General features: G+C 63.6%; 18 protein-coding genes. 2 read left to right on the top strand and 16 right to left on the bottom strand.

Going from position 1 to position 21,942, the window contains the following annotated elements:
- Positions 1-110: 110 nt before the first annotated feature.
- The 15 genes from RWR81_RS02735 to RWR81_RS02665 all read right to left on the bottom strand — a co-directional run bounded on the left by RWR81_RS02735 (position 111) and on the right by RWR81_RS02665 (position 18,761).
- The gene (locus RWR81_RS02735) at positions 111-1,835 is read right to left on the bottom strand and encodes a transporter (RefSeq protein WP_314454031.1); all 1,725 of its coding nucleotides are present in this window, start codon (positions 1,833-1,835) and stop codon (positions 111-113) included.
- A complete protein-coding gene (locus RWR81_RS02730) occupies positions 1,811-2,554 on the bottom strand; it encodes an ABC transporter ATP-binding protein (protein ID WP_010614844.1) in 744 nt (247 codons plus the stop codon). Before RWR81_RS02730 ends, RWR81_RS02735 begins: the two co-directional genes overlap by 25 nt.
- Before the next feature lie 331 nt (positions 2,555-2,885).
- Positions 2,886-3,167, bottom strand: coding sequence for an HU family DNA-binding protein (locus RWR81_RS02725; protein ID WP_003783064.1), 282 nt, complete (start codon positions 3,165-3,167; stop codon positions 2,886-2,888).
- A 201-nt stretch (positions 3,168-3,368) separates the two neighbouring features.
- Positions 3,369-4,118, bottom strand: coding sequence for an N-acetylmannosamine-6-phosphate 2-epimerase (locus RWR81_RS02720; protein WP_314454025.1), 750 nt, complete (start codon positions 4,116-4,118; stop codon positions 3,369-3,371).
- A 36-nt stretch (positions 4,119-4,154) separates the two neighbouring features.
- Positions 4,155-5,189, bottom strand: a complete 1,035-nt coding sequence (locus RWR81_RS02715) for an ROK family protein (RefSeq protein WP_314454023.1) — start codon at positions 5,187-5,189, stop codon at positions 4,155-4,157.
- Between the two features lie 194 nt (positions 5,190-5,383).
- Positions 5,384-6,304 carry a dihydrodipicolinate synthase family protein gene (locus tag RWR81_RS02710; RefSeq protein WP_314454018.1) on the bottom strand — a complete coding sequence of 307 codons (921 nt, stop codon included), beginning with the start codon at positions 6,302-6,304 and terminating at the stop codon, positions 5,384-5,386.
- 172 nt (positions 6,305-6,476) lie between these two features.
- Positions 6,477-7,274 carry a carbohydrate ABC transporter permease gene (locus tag RWR81_RS02705; protein WP_399497882.1) on the bottom strand — a complete coding sequence of 266 codons (798 nt, stop codon included), beginning with the start codon at positions 7,272-7,274 and terminating at the stop codon, positions 6,477-6,479.
- A 42-nt stretch (positions 7,275-7,316) separates the two neighbouring features.
- Positions 7,317-8,204: a sugar ABC transporter permease gene (locus RWR81_RS02700; RefSeq protein WP_314454012.1), complete on the bottom strand. Its 888-nt coding sequence runs from the start codon at positions 8,202-8,204 to the stop codon at positions 7,317-7,319.
- Positions 8,205-8,263: 59 nt separating this feature from the next.
- Positions 8,264-9,649 (bottom strand): sugar ABC transporter substrate-binding protein, encoded by a 1,386-nt coding sequence (locus RWR81_RS02695; protein ID WP_314454009.1) that lies wholly within the window; start codon positions 9,647-9,649, stop codon positions 8,264-8,266.
- A gap of 72 nt (positions 9,650-9,721) precedes the next feature.
- Complete coding sequence (locus tag RWR81_RS02690) at positions 9,722-12,034, bottom strand: exo-alpha-sialidase (RefSeq protein WP_399497880.1); 2,313 nt, start codon at positions 12,032-12,034, stop codon at positions 9,722-9,724.
- A gap of 660 nt (positions 12,035-12,694) precedes the next feature.
- Complete coding sequence (locus tag RWR81_RS02685; protein WP_314454003.1) at positions 12,695-13,522, bottom strand: ATP-binding cassette domain-containing protein; 828 nt, start codon at positions 13,520-13,522, stop codon at positions 12,695-12,697.
- Complete coding sequence (locus tag RWR81_RS02680) at positions 13,522-15,669, bottom strand: dipeptide/oligopeptide/nickel ABC transporter permease/ATP-binding protein (RefSeq protein WP_314454000.1); 2,148 nt, start codon at positions 15,667-15,669, stop codon at positions 13,522-13,524. Before RWR81_RS02680 ends, RWR81_RS02685 begins: the two co-directional genes overlap by 1 nt.
- A complete protein-coding gene (locus RWR81_RS02675) occupies positions 15,669-16,634 on the bottom strand; it encodes an ABC transporter permease (RefSeq protein ID WP_314453993.1) in 966 nt (321 codons plus the stop codon). The genes RWR81_RS02680 and RWR81_RS02675 overlap by 1 nt, the downstream gene beginning before the upstream one ends.
- Positions 16,635-16,849: 215 nt before the next feature.
- The gene (locus tag RWR81_RS02670; RefSeq protein WP_314453991.1) at positions 16,850-18,481 is read right to left on the bottom strand and encodes an ABC transporter substrate-binding protein; all 1,632 of its coding nucleotides are present in this window, start codon (positions 18,479-18,481) and stop codon (positions 16,850-16,852) included.
- Positions 18,482-18,632: 151 nt separating this feature from the next.
- Entirely contained in the window at positions 18,633-18,761 is a 129-nt protein-coding gene (locus RWR81_RS02665; protein WP_314453988.1) for a hypothetical protein, read from the bottom strand.
- Between the two features lie 13 nt (positions 18,762-18,774).
- Between RWR81_RS02665 and RWR81_RS02660 the strand changes: the two genes are divergently transcribed.
- On the top strand, positions 18,775-19,497 hold the full coding sequence (locus RWR81_RS02660) for an FCD domain-containing protein (RefSeq protein ID WP_314453985.1): 723 nt from the start codon (positions 18,775-18,777) through the stop codon (positions 19,495-19,497).
- On the opposite strand, the gene RWR81_RS02655 is transcribed toward RWR81_RS02660, so the two are convergent.
- On the bottom strand, positions 19,490-20,578 hold the full coding sequence (locus RWR81_RS02655; RefSeq protein ID WP_399497877.1) for an alpha/beta hydrolase: 1,089 nt from the start codon (positions 20,576-20,578) through the stop codon (positions 19,490-19,492). The two genes, RWR81_RS02660 and RWR81_RS02655, sit on opposite strands and share 8 nt — an antisense overlap.
- A gap of 204 nt (positions 20,579-20,782) precedes the next feature.
- Between RWR81_RS02655 and RWR81_RS02650 the strand changes: the two genes are divergently transcribed.
- Positions 20,783-21,502, top strand: a complete 720-nt coding sequence (locus RWR81_RS02650; RefSeq protein WP_314453982.1) for an FCD domain-containing protein — start codon at positions 20,783-20,785, stop codon at positions 21,500-21,502.
- Positions 21,503-21,942 lie beyond the last annotated feature (440 nt).

Genomic DNA, 21,942 nt, shown 5'->3' with positions numbered 1-21,942 from the left:
GGTACGGAGTTTACTAATCTCTGAGAGCCGCTACCCGAATGAGCGACTTTAAAGCAATCCTACCCCGAGTCATCAGAATCAATCACCACGCGGCAGTGTGACCAGCGCGATCACACCGGCTGGGAGTGTCCTGGCCAGGTGCGGATCGTGGCGAGAACCTGAGGCCCTCGCTGGTCCAGCATCCGCCCGCCGACGACGACTCCGCCCCACAGCAGCAGACCGCACCACGCGGTCCCTGCGACAAGTGCCACCCAGCCCCACACCGGCGCGCCTTGGACAACGCCGTAGACCGCCGCTCCCAGAACCGGGGAGCACACGGCCAGGAGAAGCAGGATCGCTGCCATCTGAATGAGCGCGGCCAGGAAGGCCGTCCCCGAGGTCCGCGAGCGCATGGGGCTGTCCCCGGGGGCGAGTGTCTCGTAGGGCAGCAGGACGCTGGCGAGGCAGGACCAGGCCAGCGCGCAGCCGTAGAGGGCCAGGCAGGCGCCGGTGACGGCGGGGAGCGCCTCCCATCGTCCTGTCCACGCGACCATGAGCAGATCGATGACGACCAGGGCGGGAGCCTGCCATACGGCGGCCCCTGTTACCCGCCCCAGACGGTCGTGTGCTCCACGGATCCCGGCACTGATATGGCTCCACAGGGCGGTGGAGTCCAGACCGAGGTCATCGTGGATCGCCCACCCCATGAAGACGGCCAGGGCGGGCGCCATGAACAGCAGCGGGGCCGGCGCGTGCCCGAGGGCGAAGCTGACGTCCACCGGCTGGCCGTTGACGCTGCCGCTGAATCGGCTGGAGTTGAGAGCGGGACCCAGAACGATCACGACGGGAAAGAGCAGGACGGACAGGAACTGAACCAGGTACCTGGGATCGGTGCGCCAGTAGCGCAGGCTGCGGGCCGCCACGGCGGCTGCGGGCACGGACAGGGCGGCGCTGAGTCTGCGGGCCCATGGCAGCACGTCTGGCAGGCCCTGATGCCGTGCGTCGGAGCCCGCGCCGTCGGCTGCGTAGGCCCGCGTCCGAGCGTGCGACGCCCCCGGAGAGGTCATCACCTTGCCCACCACGCGCTGCCACAGGGGCAGCAGGATCACGGGGAGGATCCACGCTCCGATCGCCAGCGCCAGCGCCGGCAGCACGGAACCGGTGGCCATGAGTCCGGGCGCGGTGAAGGCCCAACCGAATGGACTCAGGCCCACGACCTTTGCCAGGGTCCGGAGCTGTCGAAGAAAGCCGGTGGGATCGTCCCCGAGGATCCGGGGGATCAGATTCGGTGCCTGCGTCACCAACAGGAAGGCGACGAAGGCGATGATCGCCGTCGTCTCACGCCCCCGGCGCGAGGAGGAGACGCCCGCGGCTGTCACGATGATCCGGGACAGCAGGACGCAGGCGGCCAGGGCGGCCGGAGCGCACAGCAGTGCCAGGAGCGCCGCCACGAGCTGGCCCGCCAGCAGCCAGGTGAGGACCGGAATGAGGCAGACAGCAGCCGTGATGCAACCGGGTATCCCCAGGGCGCCGGCGGCCAGTAGGCCGAGCGCCAGCCCTCTGGACGGAGCGGCCCAGGCCGCCATGGCGCGGGGGTCCAGGGTGGAGTCGATCCCGGTGACGAGCAGGGGCACCACGGCCCAACCGGCCACCAGCAGCGCCCCAAGAGCCCCGAGAACCAGCATGATGACGTCGGGGTCGGCCTTGAGCCCCAGTCCGACGGCGCCGGCCAGCACCATGGCGAGCGTCCCCAGCCCGTAGAGGGCCCCGAACACGGTCCCGATGATGGCCCAGACGTTCTTGGTCAGCGCGTTGAGGGTCAAGCGCCACTTCAGCTTGACGAGGGTCGCAACCATGACAGCCCCTCCGTCCGCACGTGGCCCCCCACCAGCTCGGTGAAGCGCTGTTCGAGGTCTGCTCCGGCGGCGACCTGCTCCGTCGTGCCTGCGGCGACGACCCGGCCGGCATTGATGATGGCCACGTGGTCGCACAGGCGCTGCACCGTGGCCATGACGTGGCTGGAGATGACCACCGTGCCGCCGGCAGCGGCGTAGTCCCGCAGGATCGCCTGGATCGTCTGGGCCGAGATCGGGTCGACGGCCTCGAAGGGCTCATCCAGGACCAGGATGGAGGGCGAGTGCACCATGGCGCAGGCCAGGTGGATCTTCTTGCGCATACCCGCCGAATAGTCGGCGACCAGGGTGGTTCCGGCATCCCACAGCCCCAGCACCTTGACCAGCTCGGTCGCCCGGGGCACGACGACGTCGCGCTCGAGCCCGCGCAGGAGTCCGGAGTAGGTGACGAGCTCAAGGCCGTTGAGACGGTCGAAGGTGCGCAGCCCGTCGGGCAGAACCCCCAGAAGGGTCTTGGCCCGCTGAGGCTGCGTCCACACGTCAACGCCGTGAACGAGTACCTGACCGGCGTCGGGGCGGAGCAGCCCGGTGGCCATCGACAGGCTGGTCGTCTTGCCCGCCCCGTTGGGGCCGACGATGCCGTAGAAGCTGGACACGGGGATGTCGAGACTCAACCGATCCACCGCGACCTTGCGATCGAAGGCCTTGACCAGCCCCCTCATCTGAAGCGCTGGAACGGAGGCGGGAGCGGGCGAGGCCCCGGCCAGTGCGGCAACCGCGTCTGTACCGTTGGGCGAGCTCACCGCGAATGTGGAAGCAGACATGTTTCCACTGTAAAGGAATCTGCCCGTTCAGCCCTCCGCCAGCAGGAGGAGATCAGTGGCTCTCATCAGCCTTCAGGAGCGCGTACGAACATTATTCAGCAACGCGCCCTACATCACCGACCGCATATGACGACGTATGAGAGCGAGAAAACGATTCCGATCCGTCACCGTACCTCGAACTGGACAGCGACGGACCGGAATCAGGACGTCAGGGGCGCGGCCCCACGTATCACTCGGCGACAGCCTTCTTCAGCGAGGAGCCGACGGTGACCTTGACACCATAGCCGGCGGGGATCTGGATCTCCTCACCGGTACGGGGGTTGCGGCCAGTGCGTGCGGCACGCTCGACGCGCTCGATGCCCATGAGACCGGTGATCTTCACAGCCTCACCCTTGGCGACGTTCTCAACGAGGACATCCTGGAAGGCTCCCAGGAAGGCGTCGGCGTCGGTCTTGGTCAGGCCGGCCTTCTCGGCGATGGCGGCGATGAGCTCGGTGCGGTTGACGGACATGTCTTCCCTCTCGATCGTGGACGGACACCCTTATGTGGTGCCACTTCTGGTAACGCTACGCATAAAACCTTGGGTTTGTCAGGTCAGACCGGGGTGTCGCGCTGGATAGCGAGTAACAATTCGCACATTTACGTCCCAGCAGTCACACCTGTCACATGCGGAGCAAGTCGCGGAACGACGCCGTTTCGACCGCCCCTTCCGTCAGTCCTTCCACAGGGCACCGGGCAGAGCGCCGGCGAACCACGACGTGATGGTGGTCGGGTGGGTGATCGCGGTTCCGACGACGACAGCGAAGGCGCCGTGTTCCATGGCGGCCGCGGCCTGCGCCGGGGTGTGAACCCTGCCCTCAACGACGAGCGGGACCTCCGCGACACCGGCGACCTGATCGACGAGCTCGAGGTCGGGACCCTCGGTCTTGGGGCGCTCCCCGGTGTAACCCGCCAGGGTCGTCCCCAGGATGTCCACCCCTGCGTCCTGTGCGGCCTTGGCATCATCCAGGGAGCCGCAGTCGGCCATGATGAGGACCTCGGGGCGGGCCTGACGGAGGCCCTCGACGGTCTGGGCCAGGCTCAGCCCGTCGGGGCGGGGGCGCCGTGTGCCGTCCAGAGCCACGATCTGGCTTCCGGTGGCGGCCACGGCGATGGCGTGGGTGAGGGTCGGAGTGATGAAGACGCCGTTGTGCCCGTCCTTCCACAGACCGATGACAGGGACGTCAACGTGCTGACAGATGAGGACCAGATCCGCCAGCCCTTGCGCGCGAATGCCGACGGCGCCTCCGGCGACGCAGGCCTGGGCCACCTGGTCCATGGTGCGGGGGTCGCGCATCGGCTCGCCCGGGTAGGCCTGGGCGGAGGCGATGAGTCCTCCTTTCAGGCGTTCCAGGACGGGATGGATCCCTGCAAAGGCGGCCTGCGCCTGCGTTGACGACTGTGAAGGTGACTGCTCGGTCATAGGTGTGTCCTGTCTGATAGCGCCCCAGCCCGACGGCTACGGGCGGTGGTTGTCGTTGCTGCCGGCCAGGGCGAGGGCACCACGAGCCGCACCGACGATCGGCGCGGCGGTCCCCAAGGTGGCGGGAATGATCTTGATGGGGGCCAAGGGGTCGATGATCTCTGCGGCGAAGGTCTGCCTCAGGGGCTCCCACCACAGGTCGCCGGCTCGGGCCAGGCCACCGGAGACGACGACGACGTCGGGATCGATGACGGTGACCAGTCCTGCCAGCGCCCTGCCCAGGCACACCGCCGAGTCGCGGTAGACCTTCTGAGCGATGCCGTCTCCCGCGGTCGCACGTTTCTCCACCTCTCTGGCGTCGGGGACGTCGGGGGCTCCCCCCTTCTCCAGGTAGCGACGGTGGATCTGCGGGCCTGCGGTGATGCCCTCGAGGTGCCCTGGCCTGCCGCAGGTGCAGGGCTCACCCTGCGCTCCGGGAACGGGTACGTGCCCGATCTCACCCGCAACGTGGTGGGCGCCTCTACGAGTTCTGCCCTCGATGACGAGAGCCCCGCCAACGCCGGTGCCCACCGCCACCATGAGGACGACCTCGGCCCCAGCGCCGGCACCGAGCCACGCCTCCCCCGCGGCATAGGCATCGACGTCGTTCTCGACGTGGACCGGGAGCACCCCCAGCCCTGCAACGGCGAGCCTTTCCTGCACACCGGCAACGATCCGCGTGCCGGCCCATCCGGTGATGGCGTCGGTGGCCGACAGGATCATCCCGCCTTCAACGTCGACGACACCGGCGGTACCGATACCGACCGCTGCAACGGATACGGGCAGCCCCGGAGCCTCACGGGTCCCGGACGTCACAACCTGCTGCACGAGTGCACTGATGGAGTCAAGCATGGCGGCAGGGCCGTCGTGAGCCGGAGTCGAGCAGGAGGCCACCGAACCTCGCAGGACCCCATCGGCGTCCACTAGAGCTGCGGCCATCTTGGTACCACCGAGGTCGAGTCCGACGACAAGTGGGGTCTCACCGGATGACGATGAGTTGAAGGGGGCGGATGGGCGGGCATCCTGGTTCATGACGCTCTCCAAACTGGCGTGCGGCACGGATGCGCCGACTCTAAAAGGAGGAAGAAAAATAGTGTGGAATGGGGCGACAGCCACTCGCGACCGCCCAGAACCCGATCGACGATTGCCCGCCGATGCGGCTACCGGCTGCGGGCCCGACCCGTTCGACAGCGAGGCCGCCGTCGGACGCGCAGCCGGCAGAGACCTCAGATGAGGCCTTGCGCCTTGACGATCTCCAGGACGGCGTCCTTGGTCTCCCCCTGAAGCGCCTTGACCGGGAAGGCCATCTCGTTGGTGGCGATAACTCCAATCGCCTCCATGGCGGTCTTGAAGGCACCGATACCGGTCGCGTCAGCGGAGCGCCCCTGGGGAACGAAGACGATCTCGAAGCCGGCGCAGATCTCGTCCTGAAGGCGGCGCACCTCGTCCCACGCACCCTCACGGGAGGCCTTCCACATCTCGGCGTAGCGGACCGGGTCCACGTTGCCGTATCCGGGGACGAGACCGTCGGCGCCCAGCAGGAGCATGCCGTCGACGACGCACTCGTGGCCGGTCAGAAGGGCCAGGGGGTGACCTGCGGCCTCGTTGGCGGCGACCAGCCTGCGGAAGGCCACGTCGTTGCCTGATGAGTCCTTCACTCCGGCGATGACGCCTTCCCTGCCCAGCTCGACGAGGAGGTCGCAGCCGAGCTTGGCCCCGCCCAGCCGTACAGGCACGTCGTAGGCGAACACGGGAACGTCAATGGCCGCGGCGATGGCGCGGAAGTGGGCCTTGATCTCCTCGGTGTCGTTGAGCGCGTAGAAGGGGCAAGTGGCCACGATCGCCTCGGCGCCGAGAGCGGCCGCCCGACGGGCCTGGTCAATGACCCGGTGGGCGGTGGTGTCAATGGCGCCGGCAAGCACCGGAACGCGCCCTGCCGCGGTCTTGACGACTCGTTCGATGACGGCGTCGCGCTGGGCGTCGGTGAGATAGGCGACCTCTCCGGAGGACCCTAGGGCGAACAGGCCATTGACGCCACCAGCGATGAGGTGCTCAACGACCTTGTCCAGGCTGTCGAAGTCAACCTCGCCCTCGGCGGTGAAAGGGGTGACGACCGGCGGGATGACGCCGGTGAAACGGTTGTCCATGTGGTGACTCTCTTCATTGAAAGGTTATCGGACGTCTGACATCTGACGTCGATGATCATTGTTGCAGATGTTCCCGTTCCACGCCACTCCGGCACGCGCGAACGAGCGATCACTCTCGCCGCACGCACCGGAGCAGCAGGAGGGCAGGACTGGGACAGGCCCGCCGGAGGGACTATTTGACGGACCCCTCCGAGAGCCCACCAGAGATGTGCTTCTGGATAACCATGAAGAAAACGACCGAAGGGACGATCACGATCACCGAAGCAGCCATCATGGCTCCCCAGTCGAGAACCTCCGACCCCTGGAGAGAGTAGAGGCCGACTGCAACAGGCATCCTGTCCGACTCGGTGATGAACAGGAGCGCATAGAGGAACTCATTGAACGTGTTGATGAACGTGTAGACAGCGGTGGCCACGATCCCAGGAAGGACAATGGGCACAGAAATCTGCCAAAATACCCTGAACCGGTTCGCCCCATCAACGGCAGCCGCCTCCTCCACCCCGATGGGAACCGTCTGGAAGAAGCCGATGAGCATCCAGATCGCATACGGGATCGAGAACGAGAGATAGGCAATGATCAGCCCGACGTAGCTATTCATGAGCCCGATTTTAACCATGATGATGGTATACGGGATGGCCAGCAGGATGGGCGGGAACATGTAGGTGCCAATAAGGAGCTTGGTCAGCTGCCTCCCGACCCGCGGAAAAAACCGCACGATCCCGTAGGCACCGAGCATCGACACCACGACCGTGATGACTGTCGAGCATCCCGCTATCAGTAGCGAGTTCTTCAGATTCGTCAGGAACCCGATCTCCTCGATCACCTTGCGGTAGTGCTCGAGCGTCGGCGAGGTCGAGAACAGTTGCAACGGGTTCTGCGCGAGCTCATGAGAGGTCTTGAATGACGAGGAGATGACCCACACGAGCGGGAACACCGCTACGAAGGCGGCAACGACGAGAATGAGGTACACGCAGGCTGTCCCCCACGGACTACGGCCGGCACGTCTCATGATTCAACCCCTTTCCTTTTCCCAGCGATTGAGCATCCTGAAGGCACCGAAGGCCAGAGCCAGCAGGAAGATGAGCAGCAGGATCGTCACAGTGGATGCGACACCGAGCTGGCGCAGGTTCCAGCCCTCCTGGTAGGCGAAGATCGGCAGCGTCGTCGTCCTCTCCCCCGGTCCTCCACCCGTCAGAAGGAAGAGCATGTCGAAGTTGTTGAAGACCCAGATCGTCCGCAGAATGACCAACAGGCCGATCACCTCACGGATATGGGTCAGAGTGATGAACCTGAACCGTTGCCACCCAGAGGCACCATCCACCATCGCCGCCTCGTACTGCTCTTGGGGAATAGTTTTGAGAGCAGAGAGGATGTTGACCATGAACATAGGGGCGCCGAACCAGATGTTGATCAGTAGCGCAACCCAAAAGGTTGTTCCAGGATTGCCCAGCAGTGCCACATTCTTGTCAGTCACCCCGAAAGACGTCAAAAGATTCGGCAGGAATCCGTAGACGTCATTAAGGATCCATTTCCAGGAGAATGCTGTAATAATAGCCGGAAAAGCCCAGGGAACGATCAGAAGAGTGCGGAACAGCCCCGATCCTCGTGGTACCCGGTCCAGCGCGAGGGCCAGGACCATACCCACAGCGAGCTGGCCGATGATCGATGCCGCAGTCCATTTAATGGACACACCGAATGCGTTCCAGAAGCTGGAGGAACCGAGCAGGTCCGTGTAGTTGGAGATCCCGACCACATGATAGCCGGTACGCAACAGGTTCTTGTCCGTGAAGGAGTACCAGATACTGGAGAATACGGGGTAGATCAAGAGGGCAAGAACGACAATCATTGAGGGCGCGACGAAGCACACACCCGTCCAGTTCATTCGTTTGATCCGTGTCATGAGCTCACCTTTCGGACTGGCTGGCGGGAACGAGACCTCATCCCCGCCACCGCGCCGATTCACTTGATACTGGCTCCTGCGGCCTTGAACGCTTCATTGAGCTTCTTCTCGCAGTCCTTTGCCGCGGTTTCGACCTCAGCCCCGTCGATGATGATTGAGTGGTACATCTTTTCGACAAGCCCCTGACTGGTGAGCACACCAGCCTGGACGAGTGGCCCCTTCTCCATACCGATCGCGCTGCCGACGTCGACCTGGTCCTGAATCACTTTGATCGAGTCCGAGTACTTCTGGATTGTCTCGTCGCCCATATAGGTCGCGTCCTGCGAGATGTCACTGAGAACGGGGAGCATTCCTCCGGGAACCGAGTGCAGGAACTCGATGTACTTGTCCTTGGTGAACAGGAACTCCAGGAAAGCCTTGGCCTCCTTCTTGACCTTGGAGGCCTCCCACACCACCAGCGGTACATTAGACACCTCCGCCGGGTAGTTGACGGGATCGGAAGCCTTCATCCTGGGAAGCGGTGCGGCGGCGATGGAGTCGACCAGGTCGGGACGGTTGGAGGAGACCCCGGAGATGTGGAATCCGGAGTTGAAGTCGAAGGCAGTTTTTCCCTGATAGAAGAGCGTCGCCTGATCGAGAACCGCATAATCTAGGGATCCCTGCGGTGAGACCGACTTGTACAGGTCGGTCCAGTACTTGATGCCGTCCAGGGCGACCTCGGAGGTGAGGTTGGCCGTCCCATCATCCTTGAGCAGCCTCTGGCCGGCGGAGCGGACGTAGAAGCTGAGGTAGCGCGCCCCCAGCATGTCTCCCGTACCCAGGGGAACCGACAGGCCGTACAAGTCGTCAGACCTTCCGATCTCCTTAGCCGCCGCGGCCAGCTCCTCCCAGGTTGTTGGAACCGACAGCCCTTTGCCCTGAAGGAGGTCCGTTCGGTACCACATCACCTGAGCGTGGGAGTATATCGGCACGGAGTACGACTTTCCGTCCTGCTGCCCCTCGGCCAGTGCCGGCTTGGGGAACCGGTCACGGCCGATGGAGTCGATGACCTTGTCGAGTGGCACCAGCGCTTCGGAGTTGATCATCTCCACGACGTTGTTGGGCAGGGCTGTGGAGATATCCGGCACCTGTCCGGCAGTGAGCCCGGTGGTCCACTTGGTGTTGAACTCGGACCAGGAGAACTGCTCGATCTTCACCGTGACATCGGGATTCTTGGTGTGGAACTCCTCGGCCATCTTCTTCATCCAGTCGGCGCGCGGACCTTGTGTGAAGGACGACCACATGGTGACCGTGCCGCGCAGCGGACCGGTCTCCTCATCCTCGGAGGAGCTCTGACCGCCGCATGCGGCGAGCGCCCCGCAGATACCGACGCCTCCGAGGATCATGAAGCTGCGACGGTTGAAGGCGGGTGATGGGTGAGGCGGAACAGGGGTTGACGGCGCCATAACGGTTCTCCTTTGAACGGTCATTGAAACGGGGATAGGTTGAGCGGTGTGAGACGGATCGAGGCGTTGGCTTCATAAGCGCCCACCCTGATCCGCAGTGGTACGCGGCCCGATGGCTTCGATGTCGGCGTCGAACCAGCTCAGGGGAAGGCGTGAGAAATAGAGCCCCTGGCACTCGTTCTCCCAGAGCAGCCCAATCCTTCCGTCGGGTAGGACGCACATGCACTGGTAGACGTAGTGACCGGGGTTGAAGGTCCGCGAGCGCTTCCATGTGCGCCCCCCGTCAAGGCTGAGCCGAATGACGCCACAGCCCCGGAAGGGGAGCATGAGCGAGGCGTTGGCGAAGACGATGCGGTCCTCACCCTCGGCCGAGGGAAGGCGGATCGCGTTGGGTTGGCACCAGATCTCGGGGAGGTTTTCATCGAATCGGATGGCTCCCCAGGTCTGTCCCGCGTCGTGGGACTCGCTGACCGCGACGTGGCCGTGAGGGTGCTGGTTGCGCATGAACAGCAGGAGCACCCCGTCCTGCCGCTCAACGACGGCCGCCTCGTGCAGGGACCAGGTCTCATCAACGAACGTCTGCGGGTCGAGCGGGCCGTCGGAGGTCTCTCTGCCCTCGTTGGGACCGTGACTGAGCTGCCAGGTCTGCCCGTGGTCGTCGGAATAGGCGACGGTGGCGCACATCGCCAACCAGTTCCTGTCATTGTTGAAGTAGAGGGGGACAACGAGACGTCCAGCATGGGCGCCGTGCCGCAGGGCGATGCCGTTACCTGGGCAGGTGCCCAGGAACCTCATCCACGGTCGCTTCAGCTGGGAATTGAGATCTTGCGGCTTGCTCCAGGTGAGACCATCGTCGTCGGAATGGACGATCTGCAGGTAGCTGGTCGGAATGGCCAGGAGGCTCTCAGCCGGGTCCGCCCCAGGGGCGAGCTCGAAGTTCCCGGCCGGCCGGCCGTCGCGGAGCACGCTGCCGTCATCCTCAACCCGAAACTCGGTTGCCTGCCCATCGATCGTTGTGACTGCACCGTTCTCCTCGACGACGTAGCGTCCGTCGTCGAGGTCCCGCAAGAGTCTTCGTCCCTGCTCGTCGAATCCGGTGGACGCCCAGCAGTTGGGCTGCCCAATTCCACCCGGGAAGTGATCGATGAGAACGTGGATCCTCCCCGTGTTCGGGTCCTGGACCATGCAGGAGTCGATCACCGACGAGGCGTCCTCTCCGCTACCCGGACAATCGATGACGGTGCGCGCCGGTTCCCAGCTCTGCCCTCCGTCGAGGGAGCGACGTACAACGAAATTGATGTCGTTGGGAGAGTCGTTGGCGTTGGAGACGCGCTGGTCGGCCCCAGCCAGGATGGTGCCGGAGGCCAGCGCGAGGAGGGATGGGATCCGATAGGACGCCGAATCTTGGTATCCCCGGTCGAAGAGCGCATCGGTCTCGATCGGCTCGACCTCACACAGACGCTTGATCTGGGCGTCGCCGAGTGAGTAGTCGTAGATCCCCGCTCGTTGCACCTCTCCGGACAAGCGCACACCGTCGCAGTCCTGCCCGACGACGATCTCGTCAAGTCCTTCGACCTCCCCGAGGAAAAACTCGCCGGGAGCATGCTGCTCACGAAAGCCGTCAACGTAAAGATCGACCGCACCGTGCCCCACGGTGACCACGACCTCGTGCCAGCCGCCGTCGCTCCATGCGCCGCTGGCCGTGACCTCTCGGCGCCTGCCTGCCAGGCTCACGCCGGTGTAGGTGATCCCAGCAGGTCCGACCGTCACGGCGAGTTGCTCACACCCTCGCCCGCCGGCAGCGAGTAGGGCACCTTGCTGCATACGACCTCGCACCCGGAACCGAAGCCAGAACGACCCATGCCGAGAGTCCGAGAACCGGCTGACGTCGTAGGAGCTCAAACGGTTGGCGGCGAACTCGACCAGCGGCTCGGCACGTCGTGACAGTGCCATGACCTCCCGTGAGGTCAGTACTTCGGGGTGCACTGCGAAGGCGACGACCTCGGGGCTGTCCCCCTGTCCGAGCACTGTCTCTATCACCCCGGGAAGATCTTTGAGAAACGCCGTCGTCGTTCCGCAGAAGACCTGATAGCCGTCGAGATAGAGACGGGTACCGGCGGGACTGACGGTGACTGCGGCGCTATGCCAGCGCCCGTCGTCGAGCGACCGCACATCCTCGGCCTCCAACTTGTTCCACCGGTCCGGAACCCTCGCCTCGTACACGAGCGATGATCCGACAATACGTAGATCGAGTGATCGCCCCTCGGAAGTTCGCAGTGTGAACAGGTTGCCGTCGGACCTCGACCTGAAGTCGAAGGATATGGTTCCCGATTCCGCGCCGAGCATTTCTTCATCAAACCGCGTTGCGGCACATACTGCTCCCATAATTTATATCCATCTCGAAAAAGACACAGAGGTCCCTATTGATAGCTGATACCATCAACGGCACAGATCTGCTCGCATCGCAAGAGTTCAGACACGCACCGCAGGAATGATCCTGGAAAAGCCCCATTCAATGGTGCAGAATGCGGGCACGCATCAGGACGCCCATCGCCCTACAACATGACGACAAGACAGGCGGCAGGTCACTTTCAGCGACATCTCCGCCGTTCAGGCAGGAGTCTGGTTTCCGCTCAGACCTCAAGCGCAAATCAAAGAAGGGCCCCGACCTTCACGCACGACGGACTGACGACGAGCAGTCGTGGTCACACGCCATGGCGCTGCGACATACATAGGACCCTCCTTCACAAGCAACATCTTTGTTGGCGGCGCTCCATGCCGCTCTCAGTTCCTCACTGAACTGATGAAAGTAATCTACCCGACATGCGACCAGGAAGTCAATGCTCACAGACATCAGGGGCGCGCTAGATTAACGAGTCGATTTTCCCGCAATCATCAATCAAACATTTCTGCTCCGATATCGACCCTGCCCGGGAACGATGCGGCTGCTCAAACGGGTCCGTAGACATGTGAGGGGCGGACCCACAGGGGTCCGCCCCTCACAAGGAGGTGCCGGCGCCACCGGCCGCAGCCGGGACTATCCGCTCAGACGTCGAGCAGCGAGGGCACTGCCGCCAGGAGCGTTCGAGTGTACTCCTCCTGCGGATTGTTGAAGATCTCCTTTGTGGTGTTGAGCTCGAGGATCTTGCCGAAGTACATGACGGCGATCCGGTCCGAGACGTAACGCACCGTGTTGATGTCGTGACTGATGAACACCAGCCCCAGTCCCAGGGATGCCTTGAGGTCCTGGAGGAGGTTGAGCACCTGAGCACGCACGGAGACGTCCAGAGCGGAGGTGGGCTCGTCGGCCACGATGATGTCAGGATCCAGCGCGAGCGCGCGGGCAATGGCGACGCGCTGTCGCTGGCCACCCGAGATCTGCCGGGGAAGCACATTGAGAGCGCTGGGAGGCAGACCAACCAGGTGAAGCAGGTCTCGCACGCGCGCCTCTCGCTCCTTGGGCGACCCGATTCCATGGACGTTGAGCGGATCGATGAGCGTGTCGTGAACGATCATGCGTGGATTGAGGGCCGTTGCCGGGTCCTGGAAGACCACCGAGATGCTACGTCCCAGCTCGCGGCGATCCGAGGCGGAGTGTCCCAGCGGGCGACCTTTGAAGATGACCTCGCCGGAAGTGACCGGCTGCAGCCCCACCATGACCCGGGCGGTGGTGGACTTACCACAGCCGGACTCCCCCACCAGGCCCAACGTCTCACCACGCCTGACGGACAGCGACACATTGTTGACCGCGTGGACCGTGTCCGGGTTGAACAGGCCGCCAGTACGGGACTTGTGGATGACGTTGACGTCCTTGAGCTCGACGACCGGCTGGTCCTCGTTCCACGAGGTCGATGCGGAGGTGTTGGAAGGCATCAGTGGTTCTCCTTGGCAAGCAGAGCCTCGAGCTCGGGGGTGATGGCGTAACTGTGCTCGGTCGTGCCGGGAACCGGCTTGAGGACCGGCCGTGTGTCCAGACCAACTGTCGGATGGGCCGACCGAGGGGCGAAACGGTCACCTTTGACGAACTCGCTGGGCGAGGGGACCACGCCACGCACCTGGTGGAGCCGCTTGGAACCGGCCTCGATAGAGAGCACGGCTCCCAGAAGTCCTCGGGTGTACTCGTGGACAGGGTTGGACAGCAGCTCACTGGTAGGGGCCTGTTCCACCACCTGCCCCGCGTACATGACGGTGATGCGGTGAGCCAGCTTGGCCACCAGCGCCAGGTCGTGCGAGACGAAGACCATCGCGAAGCCGAGCTTCTCACGCAGTTCGTTGAGCAGATCGATAACCTGTTTCTGCACAGTCACGTCCAACGCCGTCGTCGGCTCGTCGGCCAGAACCAGTGAGGGATCGCGAGTCAGCGCCATGGCGATGAGAACGCGCTGGCGCTGACCGCCGGAGAGCTCGTGCGGGTAGCTGCGCAGCGTGCGCTTGGGGTCGAGCCCCACCAGCTCGAGGAGGTCCTCCGCGCTACGGGTGCCTCCACGCGAGGTCAGCTGAGCCATCTGGGTGCGAATGAGCATGGAGGGGTTCAGCGACGACAGAGCGTCCTGGTAGACCATGCTCATCTCGTGACCGCGCAGGGCGTTGTGCTCGTTCGGCGTCATCTCCAGGATGTTGCGCCCCTTGAACAGGATCTCACCGGAGAGTCGAGCCGACGGCGGCAGCAGCCCCATGACGGCCATCGAGCTGATGGACTTACCACAACCGGACTCTCCCACCAATCCCATGGTCTCACCGGGCCGCACGGAGAAGGACACACTGTCAACGATGTTGACATCGCCGTGCTGTTCCGGGAAGGCGATCGAGAGGTTCTTGACTTCCAGGACCGGATCCTTCCCGGTGTCTTCGTAGACCAGGCGGTCACGACGGGCCAGCTCGGCCACCCGCAGGGAGCTGAGACGTTCGGCCAGGGGGACGTCCTCGGCTGCCGGAGCGACCACGCCGGTCAGAGAACTCACGTTAGCGGCGTCGCCCTCCTTAGCAACGGTGGCGTTGGCCGTCACCGCCTCGGCTGCGTCGTCCCAGGCATCCAGCGTCTCCTGGGTCTCCATGGCCTCCTCATCGGCCTGGACGTCGGGTTTGGCCTTGATGCGGGGCGAGGCCATCGCATCAGTCAGTCCCTCGGACAGCACGTTGAGGCACAAAGTAGTGATGAGGATGAGCAGACCGGGGAAGAAGGTCGGCCACCAGTGGCCCGACAGCAACAGTTCCTTGCCCTCAGAGAGCATATTGCCCCAGGTCGGAGTGTTGACGGACTTGATACCCGCGCCGATGAAGGACAGCGAGGCCTCGAAGACGATCGCGTCTGCCACCAGGACGGTCGCGAAGACCATGATCGGGGCGATGCAGTTGCGTGCGACGTGCTTGAGGAGGATCCAGGGCACTGGCGCCCCCATCACCTTGGAGGCGGCGACGTAGTCCTCCCCGAACTGGGAGATGATGTTGGCACGCACCACGCGGGTGAGCTGAGGGATGTAGAGGACGGCGATCGAGATGATAATGACCGGCAGCATCGGCAAGCGGGTTGACATCGCCGAGACGAGCACGGCGGCCAGCGCAATGCCCGGGAAGGACATAATGACGTCGAGGACGCGCATGAGGGTCTCGGCGATCCACTTGCGGGACGTGGCGGCGATGGCCCCGAGAACGGAGGCGGCCAGGAGGGCCAGGCCGGTAGCCGTCAGGCCCACGACCAGCGAGACCCTGGCGCCGTAGACGGCCCGGGAGAAGATGTCACGTCCAGTGCCGTCGGTTCCGAACAGGTGGGACATCGAGGGAGCCACCACGGGATCGCTGGCAGTGACCTCGCCGACACCCTCGATGTAGGAAGTCGTCTTGGCCTCCGCCAGTCCGGTGGCACCGGGCGAGAAGGGGGCGATGACGGGAGCCAGAATGGCAATCAGGGCGATGAGGCCCAGCACGATGACGGCGATCTTGGAGCCGAGGGGCAGTGCCTTCCAGCCCTGGAAGCGCAGCCCGGGCCGCGAGGCCTTATCCAGTGTGGAACGGTGCAGCATCAGATGCTCCTGATTCGTGGGTTGACGAGGACGTAGAGCATGTCGACGACAATATTGATGAGAATGAACGCCAGCGCCACCGTGATGGACACGCCCTGGACGATGTTGACATCGTTACGGGTGATGCCCTGGAAGATGAGTTGCCCCATCCCCTTGATGTTGAAGATCATCTCGATGACAACAGCGCCTCCCATGGCGTAGCCGATGCGCAGCCCCAACACGGTCAGCGGGGTGATGAGGGCATTGCGCAGCACGTTGCGGGCCACCACGATGTTCTTGGGGATACCACCACCAATGGCAGTGCGCACATAGTCGCGGTCAAGCTCCTCAACCATGGCGGTGCGCACGACACGTGTCAGGGAACCGGTATTGGGAACCGCTATGGCCAGCGCCGGCAGGAACACCTGGTTCACGTACGTACCGGGGTCTTCAGTGAACGGGACCCACTCGGACACCAGCGCTGGGAAGGATCCTGTTCCACCCGGGATGTCGGAGAACCACTGGATGAGCAGGAGCGCGAGCCAGAAGGACGGGGTAGCCAGGCAGGCGATGGAGATGACGCGAATGACCTGGTCCTGCCACTTATCGCGATACAGGGCGGCGACGATACCCAGGATCGTGGCGAAGATAACGGCCACAAAGATTCCGATGAAGGTCAGCTGGAGCGTGATCGGGAAGGCTGCGGCAACCATGTCGGAGATCTTGACTCCGGTGAAGGAGGTTCCGAGGTCACCGTGGACCAGGCCCAGGAGATAGTCCCAGAACCGCTTGAGAAGTGGATCGTTGAGGTGGTGGGCGACTCGGTACTGCTCGAGGGCGTCTGACGTTGCCGACTCGCCCAGCGCCAAACGCGCCGGGTCTGCCGAGGAGAACGACATGACGATGAAGACGAGCAGCGTCACGCCCAGCACCATGACCGGCAGTGCGACCAGGCGCCGTCCGATCAGGCGGATGAGGTTGGACACTGAAATGCTCCTTTGCGTTAGCGTCCTGCCGCCGAGAAGGGCGGCTGGGTGGCATGGCGATTGGGGAGACCAATCGCCACCCCAATTGTCTGATGTCTGATGTCAGATAGCAAGTCTGCAGTACTTTTCCCCATGACATGCTATGGCGGCACAGAAACGGCTCGGGCGGTGCGGCAGGCCGTTGGAAGGCCCGTCGCACCGCCCGTGCCCTGAACTCAGGACTTCGATGACCCCGTCCCCACGAAGGACAGACCGGTCAGCGAGATCGGCTTGAAGTTCTCCAATGTCTTGGAGTCGTAAGCCGTTGGGGTCTTGCGGTGGAAGATCGGATACAGCGGAACGTCTTCAGACAACTTGTCGAAGATCTCCTGCCACTTGGCGATCTGCTTATCCCCCTCAAGTTTGACCGCCTCGTCAAGCAGAGCCTGAATCGCCACTTGGCTCTCCGAACCCTTCCAGTGCATGCGAGTCTCGGTCCACACGTCTCCGCCATACCACCAGCGCATGAGCAGATCGGCGTCGTTACCGAACACCGAGGGGTCTCCAGGAGCGATAAGGACATCCCATGCGCCCTGCGCGGAGTCGATGAAGGAGTAGGTGTCGGCAGACTTCTTCTCGTCGTAGCTGACCGTCACCCCCAGCGCCTCGAGGTTCTCACGGATAACCGGCCGCACCGCCGAGAACCAACCGTGATCCGTGCACAGCAGGTTGATGGCTGTGACTCCGGCCTCCGCCAGGAGCGACTTGGCCTTAGCGGCATCCATGGAGTAGACCGTCTTAGCCTTCTTGTAGGCCGGGTGACCCTCCTGGACGAAGCAGGTCGCCGGCGTCGCCAGGCCGGCCATACTGGTGTCGCAGATCTTGGCGTAGTCCAGCGCATAGAGCACAGCCTGACGCGCCTTGACATTGGAGAAGGTAGTGTTGTTGAACATGGCGAAGAGCAGGCCGAAGCCCTGCTGTGCCGCCACCTTGACCGGATCCTTGAGGGTGGAGAGGTTGGCCGCCGGGACGGCATCAATAGCCTGCACCGATCCGGAGCTCATGGCGTTGGTGCGGGTGGTGTCATCCGGCAGGACCTGCCAGGTCATGGACTTGGCCAGCGCCGGACGGGGCCCGTTGTAGCTGTCATTGCGCTCGAAGACAATCTTCTGACTGGCAGCGCCATTGTCGGTCATCTTGTAGGGACCAGAGCCGGTGGGGCTCATGTCGAAGGCCTTGGCGTCGGCCTCGACAATCGCCTTGGGAACGATCTTCACGACACTAAGCCGCTCCGCCACCAGCGAGAAGGCGTACTTGAGCTTGATCGTCACCGTGCTCGCGTCCTTGGCCTCAACCTTGTCGATGAAGGGCAGGAACTGGGAGTACAAGGACTTGTTGGCGGGATCGAGTACACGAGTGAAGGAGAAGACGACGTCATCAGCTGTCACGGCCGCACCATCGGAGAACTTCGCATCCTTGCGCAGCGCGACCTCGTAGGTAGTATCGTCAACCTTCTTAGGCATCTCGGAGGCCAGAGCCGCGTAGACCTCCCGAGTCGCCGGATGAAGCTCGGTCAGGCCCTCTAGGGTGTGCCAATTGGCGGCGACCGTCAGCGCCGACGATGTTGTCATGGGGTCATAGCCGTTAGTACCCAACTCGTAGGAAATGCCTGCGGTGATGACACCGTCCTTGTGAGTAACCTCTTGGTCAGTCGCCATGGCGCTGCCGGACGCCTTCGCACCACCCGAAGTCTTGCCCTTACCGCCGCATGCGGCCAAGCTGACAGCCAGCCCAGCCGCCACCCCGAGGGTACCGGTCAGCCTAATGAAGTCCCGGCGGCTAGAGCCGGCCGGAGTCGTGATCGCCATTGATTCTCTCCTGAAGTCTGACGTCTTATGTCTGACGTTGGTAGCATGACTGTAGCAGAGTTCGAGACGTCCAGACCACTCACGACCTCGCACATTCACACAATCGACCGTCACGGTTCAGCCAAACGGCGGAACTGCTCGACGATCAGATTCACACCGCAGTGATCACAATGATTGACAGCTCAGGAAGCATGGTCGACACCAAAGAGAGCGACATCATGGCCAAGGCATCCGCGCCAACAGAACCAGGCGCTTCATCAAACAAAGAGACGAGCATCACATTAAACGGGAGTATGTTGACGATCCCGCACGGCGCCTACTCCACATTGACGACAGCCCCAGCCACCCAGGCAGAGACCGCCATCACCGCGATCAAGAACTTCATTCTGCAGTCCGGCCTTCAGGTTGGCGATGCCCTGCCGACGGAGTCGCAGTTGTGCACGGACCTGGGAGTGTCCCGCTCCTCCGTGCGAGAGGCCGTACGCACCCTGGTAGCCCTCGACATCGTCGAGGTCCGCCACGGACACGGCATGTTCGTCGGCAAGATCTCCATGCGCCCCATGGTCGAGTCCCTCCTCTTCAGAGGCCTGCTCAACCCCGGAGACGACCACCGCGGACTGCGCGACATCGTCGAGGTCCGCATCACCCTCGACAACGCCCTGGCCGAGTCCGTCACCCAGGCCTGGAAGAACCGCCAGGACACCGAGCTCGACGCTTTCGTCAACGAGCTCGAAGAGCTTGCCGCGAGGGGAGAACCCTTTACAGCCGCTGACCGCTCTTTCCATATGCGACTACTCGAGCCCTTGGAGAACCACCTCTTCCTGCACCTGACTGAGGCCTTCTGGGCTGTCCACACCCTGACCACTCCTCTCCTGGGCGCCCCCAAGCCCGAGGACATGATCAGCGCCGCCCAAGCCCACCGGGCTATGCTCCAGGCCGCCCGCGCCGGAGATGTCCAGGCCTACCGCGAGGCCACCACGCAGCACTACGCACCACTCCTGGCCGCCCTCACCTGAACCGCCCGAAGACCTCCTCAGTCAAGACTGGATAGGTTCCGGCCTGCGCCACGGCCGCGACATTGAGACGCGGATCCTCAGGGCGAAGCAGTCTGTCCATCCACAGGTCGCGCGCAGCAGTGAGTCCCTGCGCCAGCCAGCGAGCATTGACGAACTCCATGGCGTGCGTGCCCCCCGGATAAACGTGAAGCTCGGCGTCCCCGCCGTCATGCCACACTTTGGAGGCGAAGGCGACGTCCTCGTCCCGAAAGACCTCGGCGGATGCCACTGAGATGAACAGCGGGGGCAGGTCCCCCAACCACGGGGCACGGGCGGGAGCCTCGTAAGGGGAAACCAGGTCCGTGCCGCGCCGCCGTCCCAACGCTGCATCCCAGGCGACGTCGTTGTAGACCATCGGCCACGTGCCGTCGTCGGGATACTGGCGTGCAGAAGCCGAGCCCTGCCAGCTCAGCAGCCCGCTGCGGTCGTCCAGCATGGGATAGTCCAGCAGCCCGCCGAGGACGGCCGGTCCCTGTCGGTCACGAGCCATGAGCAGCGTACCGGCGCTCAATCCCCCACCAGCACTTGGTCCGACGACGACTACACGGTTCGGATCTGCGCCAAGCTCCTCAGCATGCTCAACCGCCCAGCACAGAGTGGTGTAGCAGTCCTCGACACCAGCGGGTGCCGGATTCTCCGGCGCCAGACGGTACTCAGGACTGACAATGACACCCCCGTAACGCCGCAACCACGGGACGACTGTGAGCAGACCGTTGAAACGGCAGCCCATGATAAGCCCTCCCCCGTGCAGCGAAAGGAACAGAGGACCGGACCTGCTGGCAGAGACGTCTTGCGAGGTCCGGACAACCGCCACGGTGAGCCTTGTCCCATCTTCGCGAACGACGTCGGCATCCTCCAGTTCGATATCGGGATGCCGGATGAGGAACCCTGCCCGGACCTCATCAAGAGGGGCACGCCAGCTTGGGATGTTCTGCGGTGTCATGGCCCGTAAGACATCGAGCCGTTCGATACGCTCGAGCAAAGCGGCAGTAGCACTGTCATAGGGCGGACGGGCGGGGAGAGCCTCATGCGTGTCGGGCATACCACAACTGTTGCACCATGAGCTTTAGAGGAGCAACTCGATCACAATCACTCACCAAGCAGTGGTGCATATCGCCGTTGCCGACTGCAGCCCGCTCAGTTCTCCCCTCAAGTCTGAGAAACCTTCAGGGAGCCCAGCAATAGGCGGATATGTACGGACCGGCATTCAGCAGCGCGAAAGCGCCGATAGTCGGACAATGGGACTATGCAGACGTCCCGCGGTGTCATGTCAGGCCTCACCACCACCCCTATGACTCAGTCCTCCACAGCGATCGTGGAGATCAAGAACTTCATTCTCGCCAAGGGCCTTCATCCGGGGGATGCCCTGCCGACGGAGTCGCAGTTGTGCACGGACCTGGGAGTGTCCCGCTCCTCCGTGCGAGAGGCCGTACGCACCCTGGTAGCCCTCGACATCGTCGAGGTCCGCCACGGACACGGCATGTTCGTCGGCAAGATCTCCATGCGCCCCATGGTCGAGTCCCTCCTCTTCAGAGGCCTGCTCAACCCCGGAGACGACCACCGCGGACTGCGCGACATCGTCGAGGTCCGCATCACCCTCGACAACGCCCTGGCCGAGTCCGTCACCCAGGCCTGGAAGAACCGCCAGGACACCGAGCTCGACGCTTTCGTCAACGAGCTCGAAGAGCTTGCCGCGAGGGGAGAACCCTTTACAGCCGCTGACCGCTCTTTCCATATGCGACTACTCGAGCCCTTGGAGAACCACCTCTTCCTGCACCTGACTGAGGCCTTCTGGGCTGTCCACACCCTGACCACTCCTCTCCTGGGCGCCCCCAAGCCCGAGGACATGATCAGCGCCGCCCAAGCCCACCGGGCTATGCTCCAGGCCGCCCGCGCCGGAGATGTCCAGGCCTACCGCGAGGCCACCACGCAGCACTACGCACCACTCCTGGCCGCCCTCACCTGAACCGCCCCGGCCGAGACCTCTCAGTCAAAGGCTAGGACACCTTCACGACGCAGCGGAGCGGAGTTGACAGCGGACCCGTAGCGGACTCCTCCGACACCGCCATCGGAATGCCGAATCCGATGACAAGGGGACGAGACGACAGGGGGACGAACAGAGCCACCACCTTACATAGTTACATACGCGCCGAGGCGAGCATGTACCCATGCCGACTACCGGAGTAGTTGGATCCGTCGCCATCGCCTTGACCGGTCACGATGGAGATGGAACCGTCCGGTGCGCCACCGGTGCAGCGACGAGCCGCATCGTGTGTCGTCACCATGAAGACTATGACTACGCAATACTCCCAAGCCGTCCCAGTGCTGACACAGCAAATCTGCGGCGCCCCGCCATCCTTGTCGATTGGCGAGGCACCATTCCTCGTACCGAGCGATAAGCCTATC

The sequence above is a fragment of the uncultured Actinomyces sp. genome (genome assembly GCF_963526355.1).
Lineage (GTDB): Bacteria > Actinomycetota > Actinomycetes > Actinomycetales > Actinomycetaceae > Actinomyces.
The sequence above is the reverse complement of the archived record's forward strand: the minus strand, read 5'-3'. Positions and strand labels throughout refer to the sequence as shown.

What these genes read in the sequence shown, in the direction of transcription:
- RWR81_RS02735 (WP_314454031.1), bottom strand. Translation starts at nt 1,835, where the DNA reads ATGGTTGCGACCCTCGTCAAGCTGAAGTGGCGCTTGACCCTCAACGCG.
- RWR81_RS02730 (WP_010614844.1), bottom strand. Translation starts at nt 2,554, where the DNA reads ATGAGGGGGCTGGTCAAGGCCTTCGATCGCAAGGTCGCGGTGGATCGG.
- RWR81_RS02725 (WP_003783064.1), bottom strand. Translation starts at nt 3,167, where the DNA reads ATGTCCGTCAACCGCACCGAGCTCATCGCCGCCATCGCCGAGAAGGCC.
- RWR81_RS02720 (WP_314454025.1), bottom strand. Translation starts at nt 4,118, where the DNA reads ATGACCGAGCAGTCACCTTCACAGTCGTCAACGCAGGCGCAGGCCGCC.
- RWR81_RS02715 (WP_314454023.1), bottom strand. Translation starts at nt 5,189, where the DNA reads ATGAACCAGGATGCCCGCCCATCCGCCCCCTTCAACTCATCGTCATCC.
- RWR81_RS02710 (WP_314454018.1), bottom strand. Translation starts at nt 6,304, where the DNA reads ATGGACAACCGTTTCACCGGCGTCATCCCGCCGGTCGTCACCCCTTTC.
- RWR81_RS02700 (WP_314454012.1), bottom strand. Translation starts at nt 8,204, where the DNA reads ATGACACGGATCAAACGAATGAACTGGACGGGTGTGTGCTTCGTCGCG.
- RWR81_RS02695 (WP_314454009.1), bottom strand. Translation starts at nt 9,649, where the DNA reads ATGGCGCCGTCAACCCCTGTTCCGCCTCACCCATCACCCGCCTTCAAC.
- RWR81_RS02690 (WP_399497880.1), bottom strand. Translation starts at nt 12,034, where the DNA reads ATGGGAGCAGTATGTGCCGCAACGCGGTTTGATGAAGAAATGCTCGGC.
- RWR81_RS02685 (WP_314454003.1), bottom strand. Translation starts at nt 13,522, where the DNA reads ATGCCTTCCAACACCTCCGCATCGACCTCGTGGAACGAGGACCAGCCG.
- RWR81_RS02680 (WP_314454000.1), bottom strand. Translation starts at nt 15,669, where the DNA reads ATGCTGCACCGTTCCACACTGGATAAGGCCTCGCGGCCCGGGCTGCGC.
- RWR81_RS02670 (WP_314453991.1), bottom strand. Translation starts at nt 18,481, where the DNA reads ATGGCGATCACGACTCCGGCCGGCTCTAGCCGCCGGGACTTCATTAGG.
- RWR81_RS02660 (WP_314453985.1), top strand. Translation starts at nt 18,775, where the DNA reads ATGTTGACGATCCCGCACGGCGCCTACTCCACATTGACGACAGCCCCA.
- RWR81_RS02655 (WP_399497877.1), bottom strand. Translation starts at nt 20,578, where the DNA reads ATGCCCGACACGCATGAGGCTCTCCCCGCCCGTCCGCCCTATGACAGT.
- RWR81_RS02650 (WP_314453982.1), top strand. Translation starts at nt 20,783, where the DNA reads ATGCAGACGTCCCGCGGTGTCATGTCAGGCCTCACCACCACCCCTATG.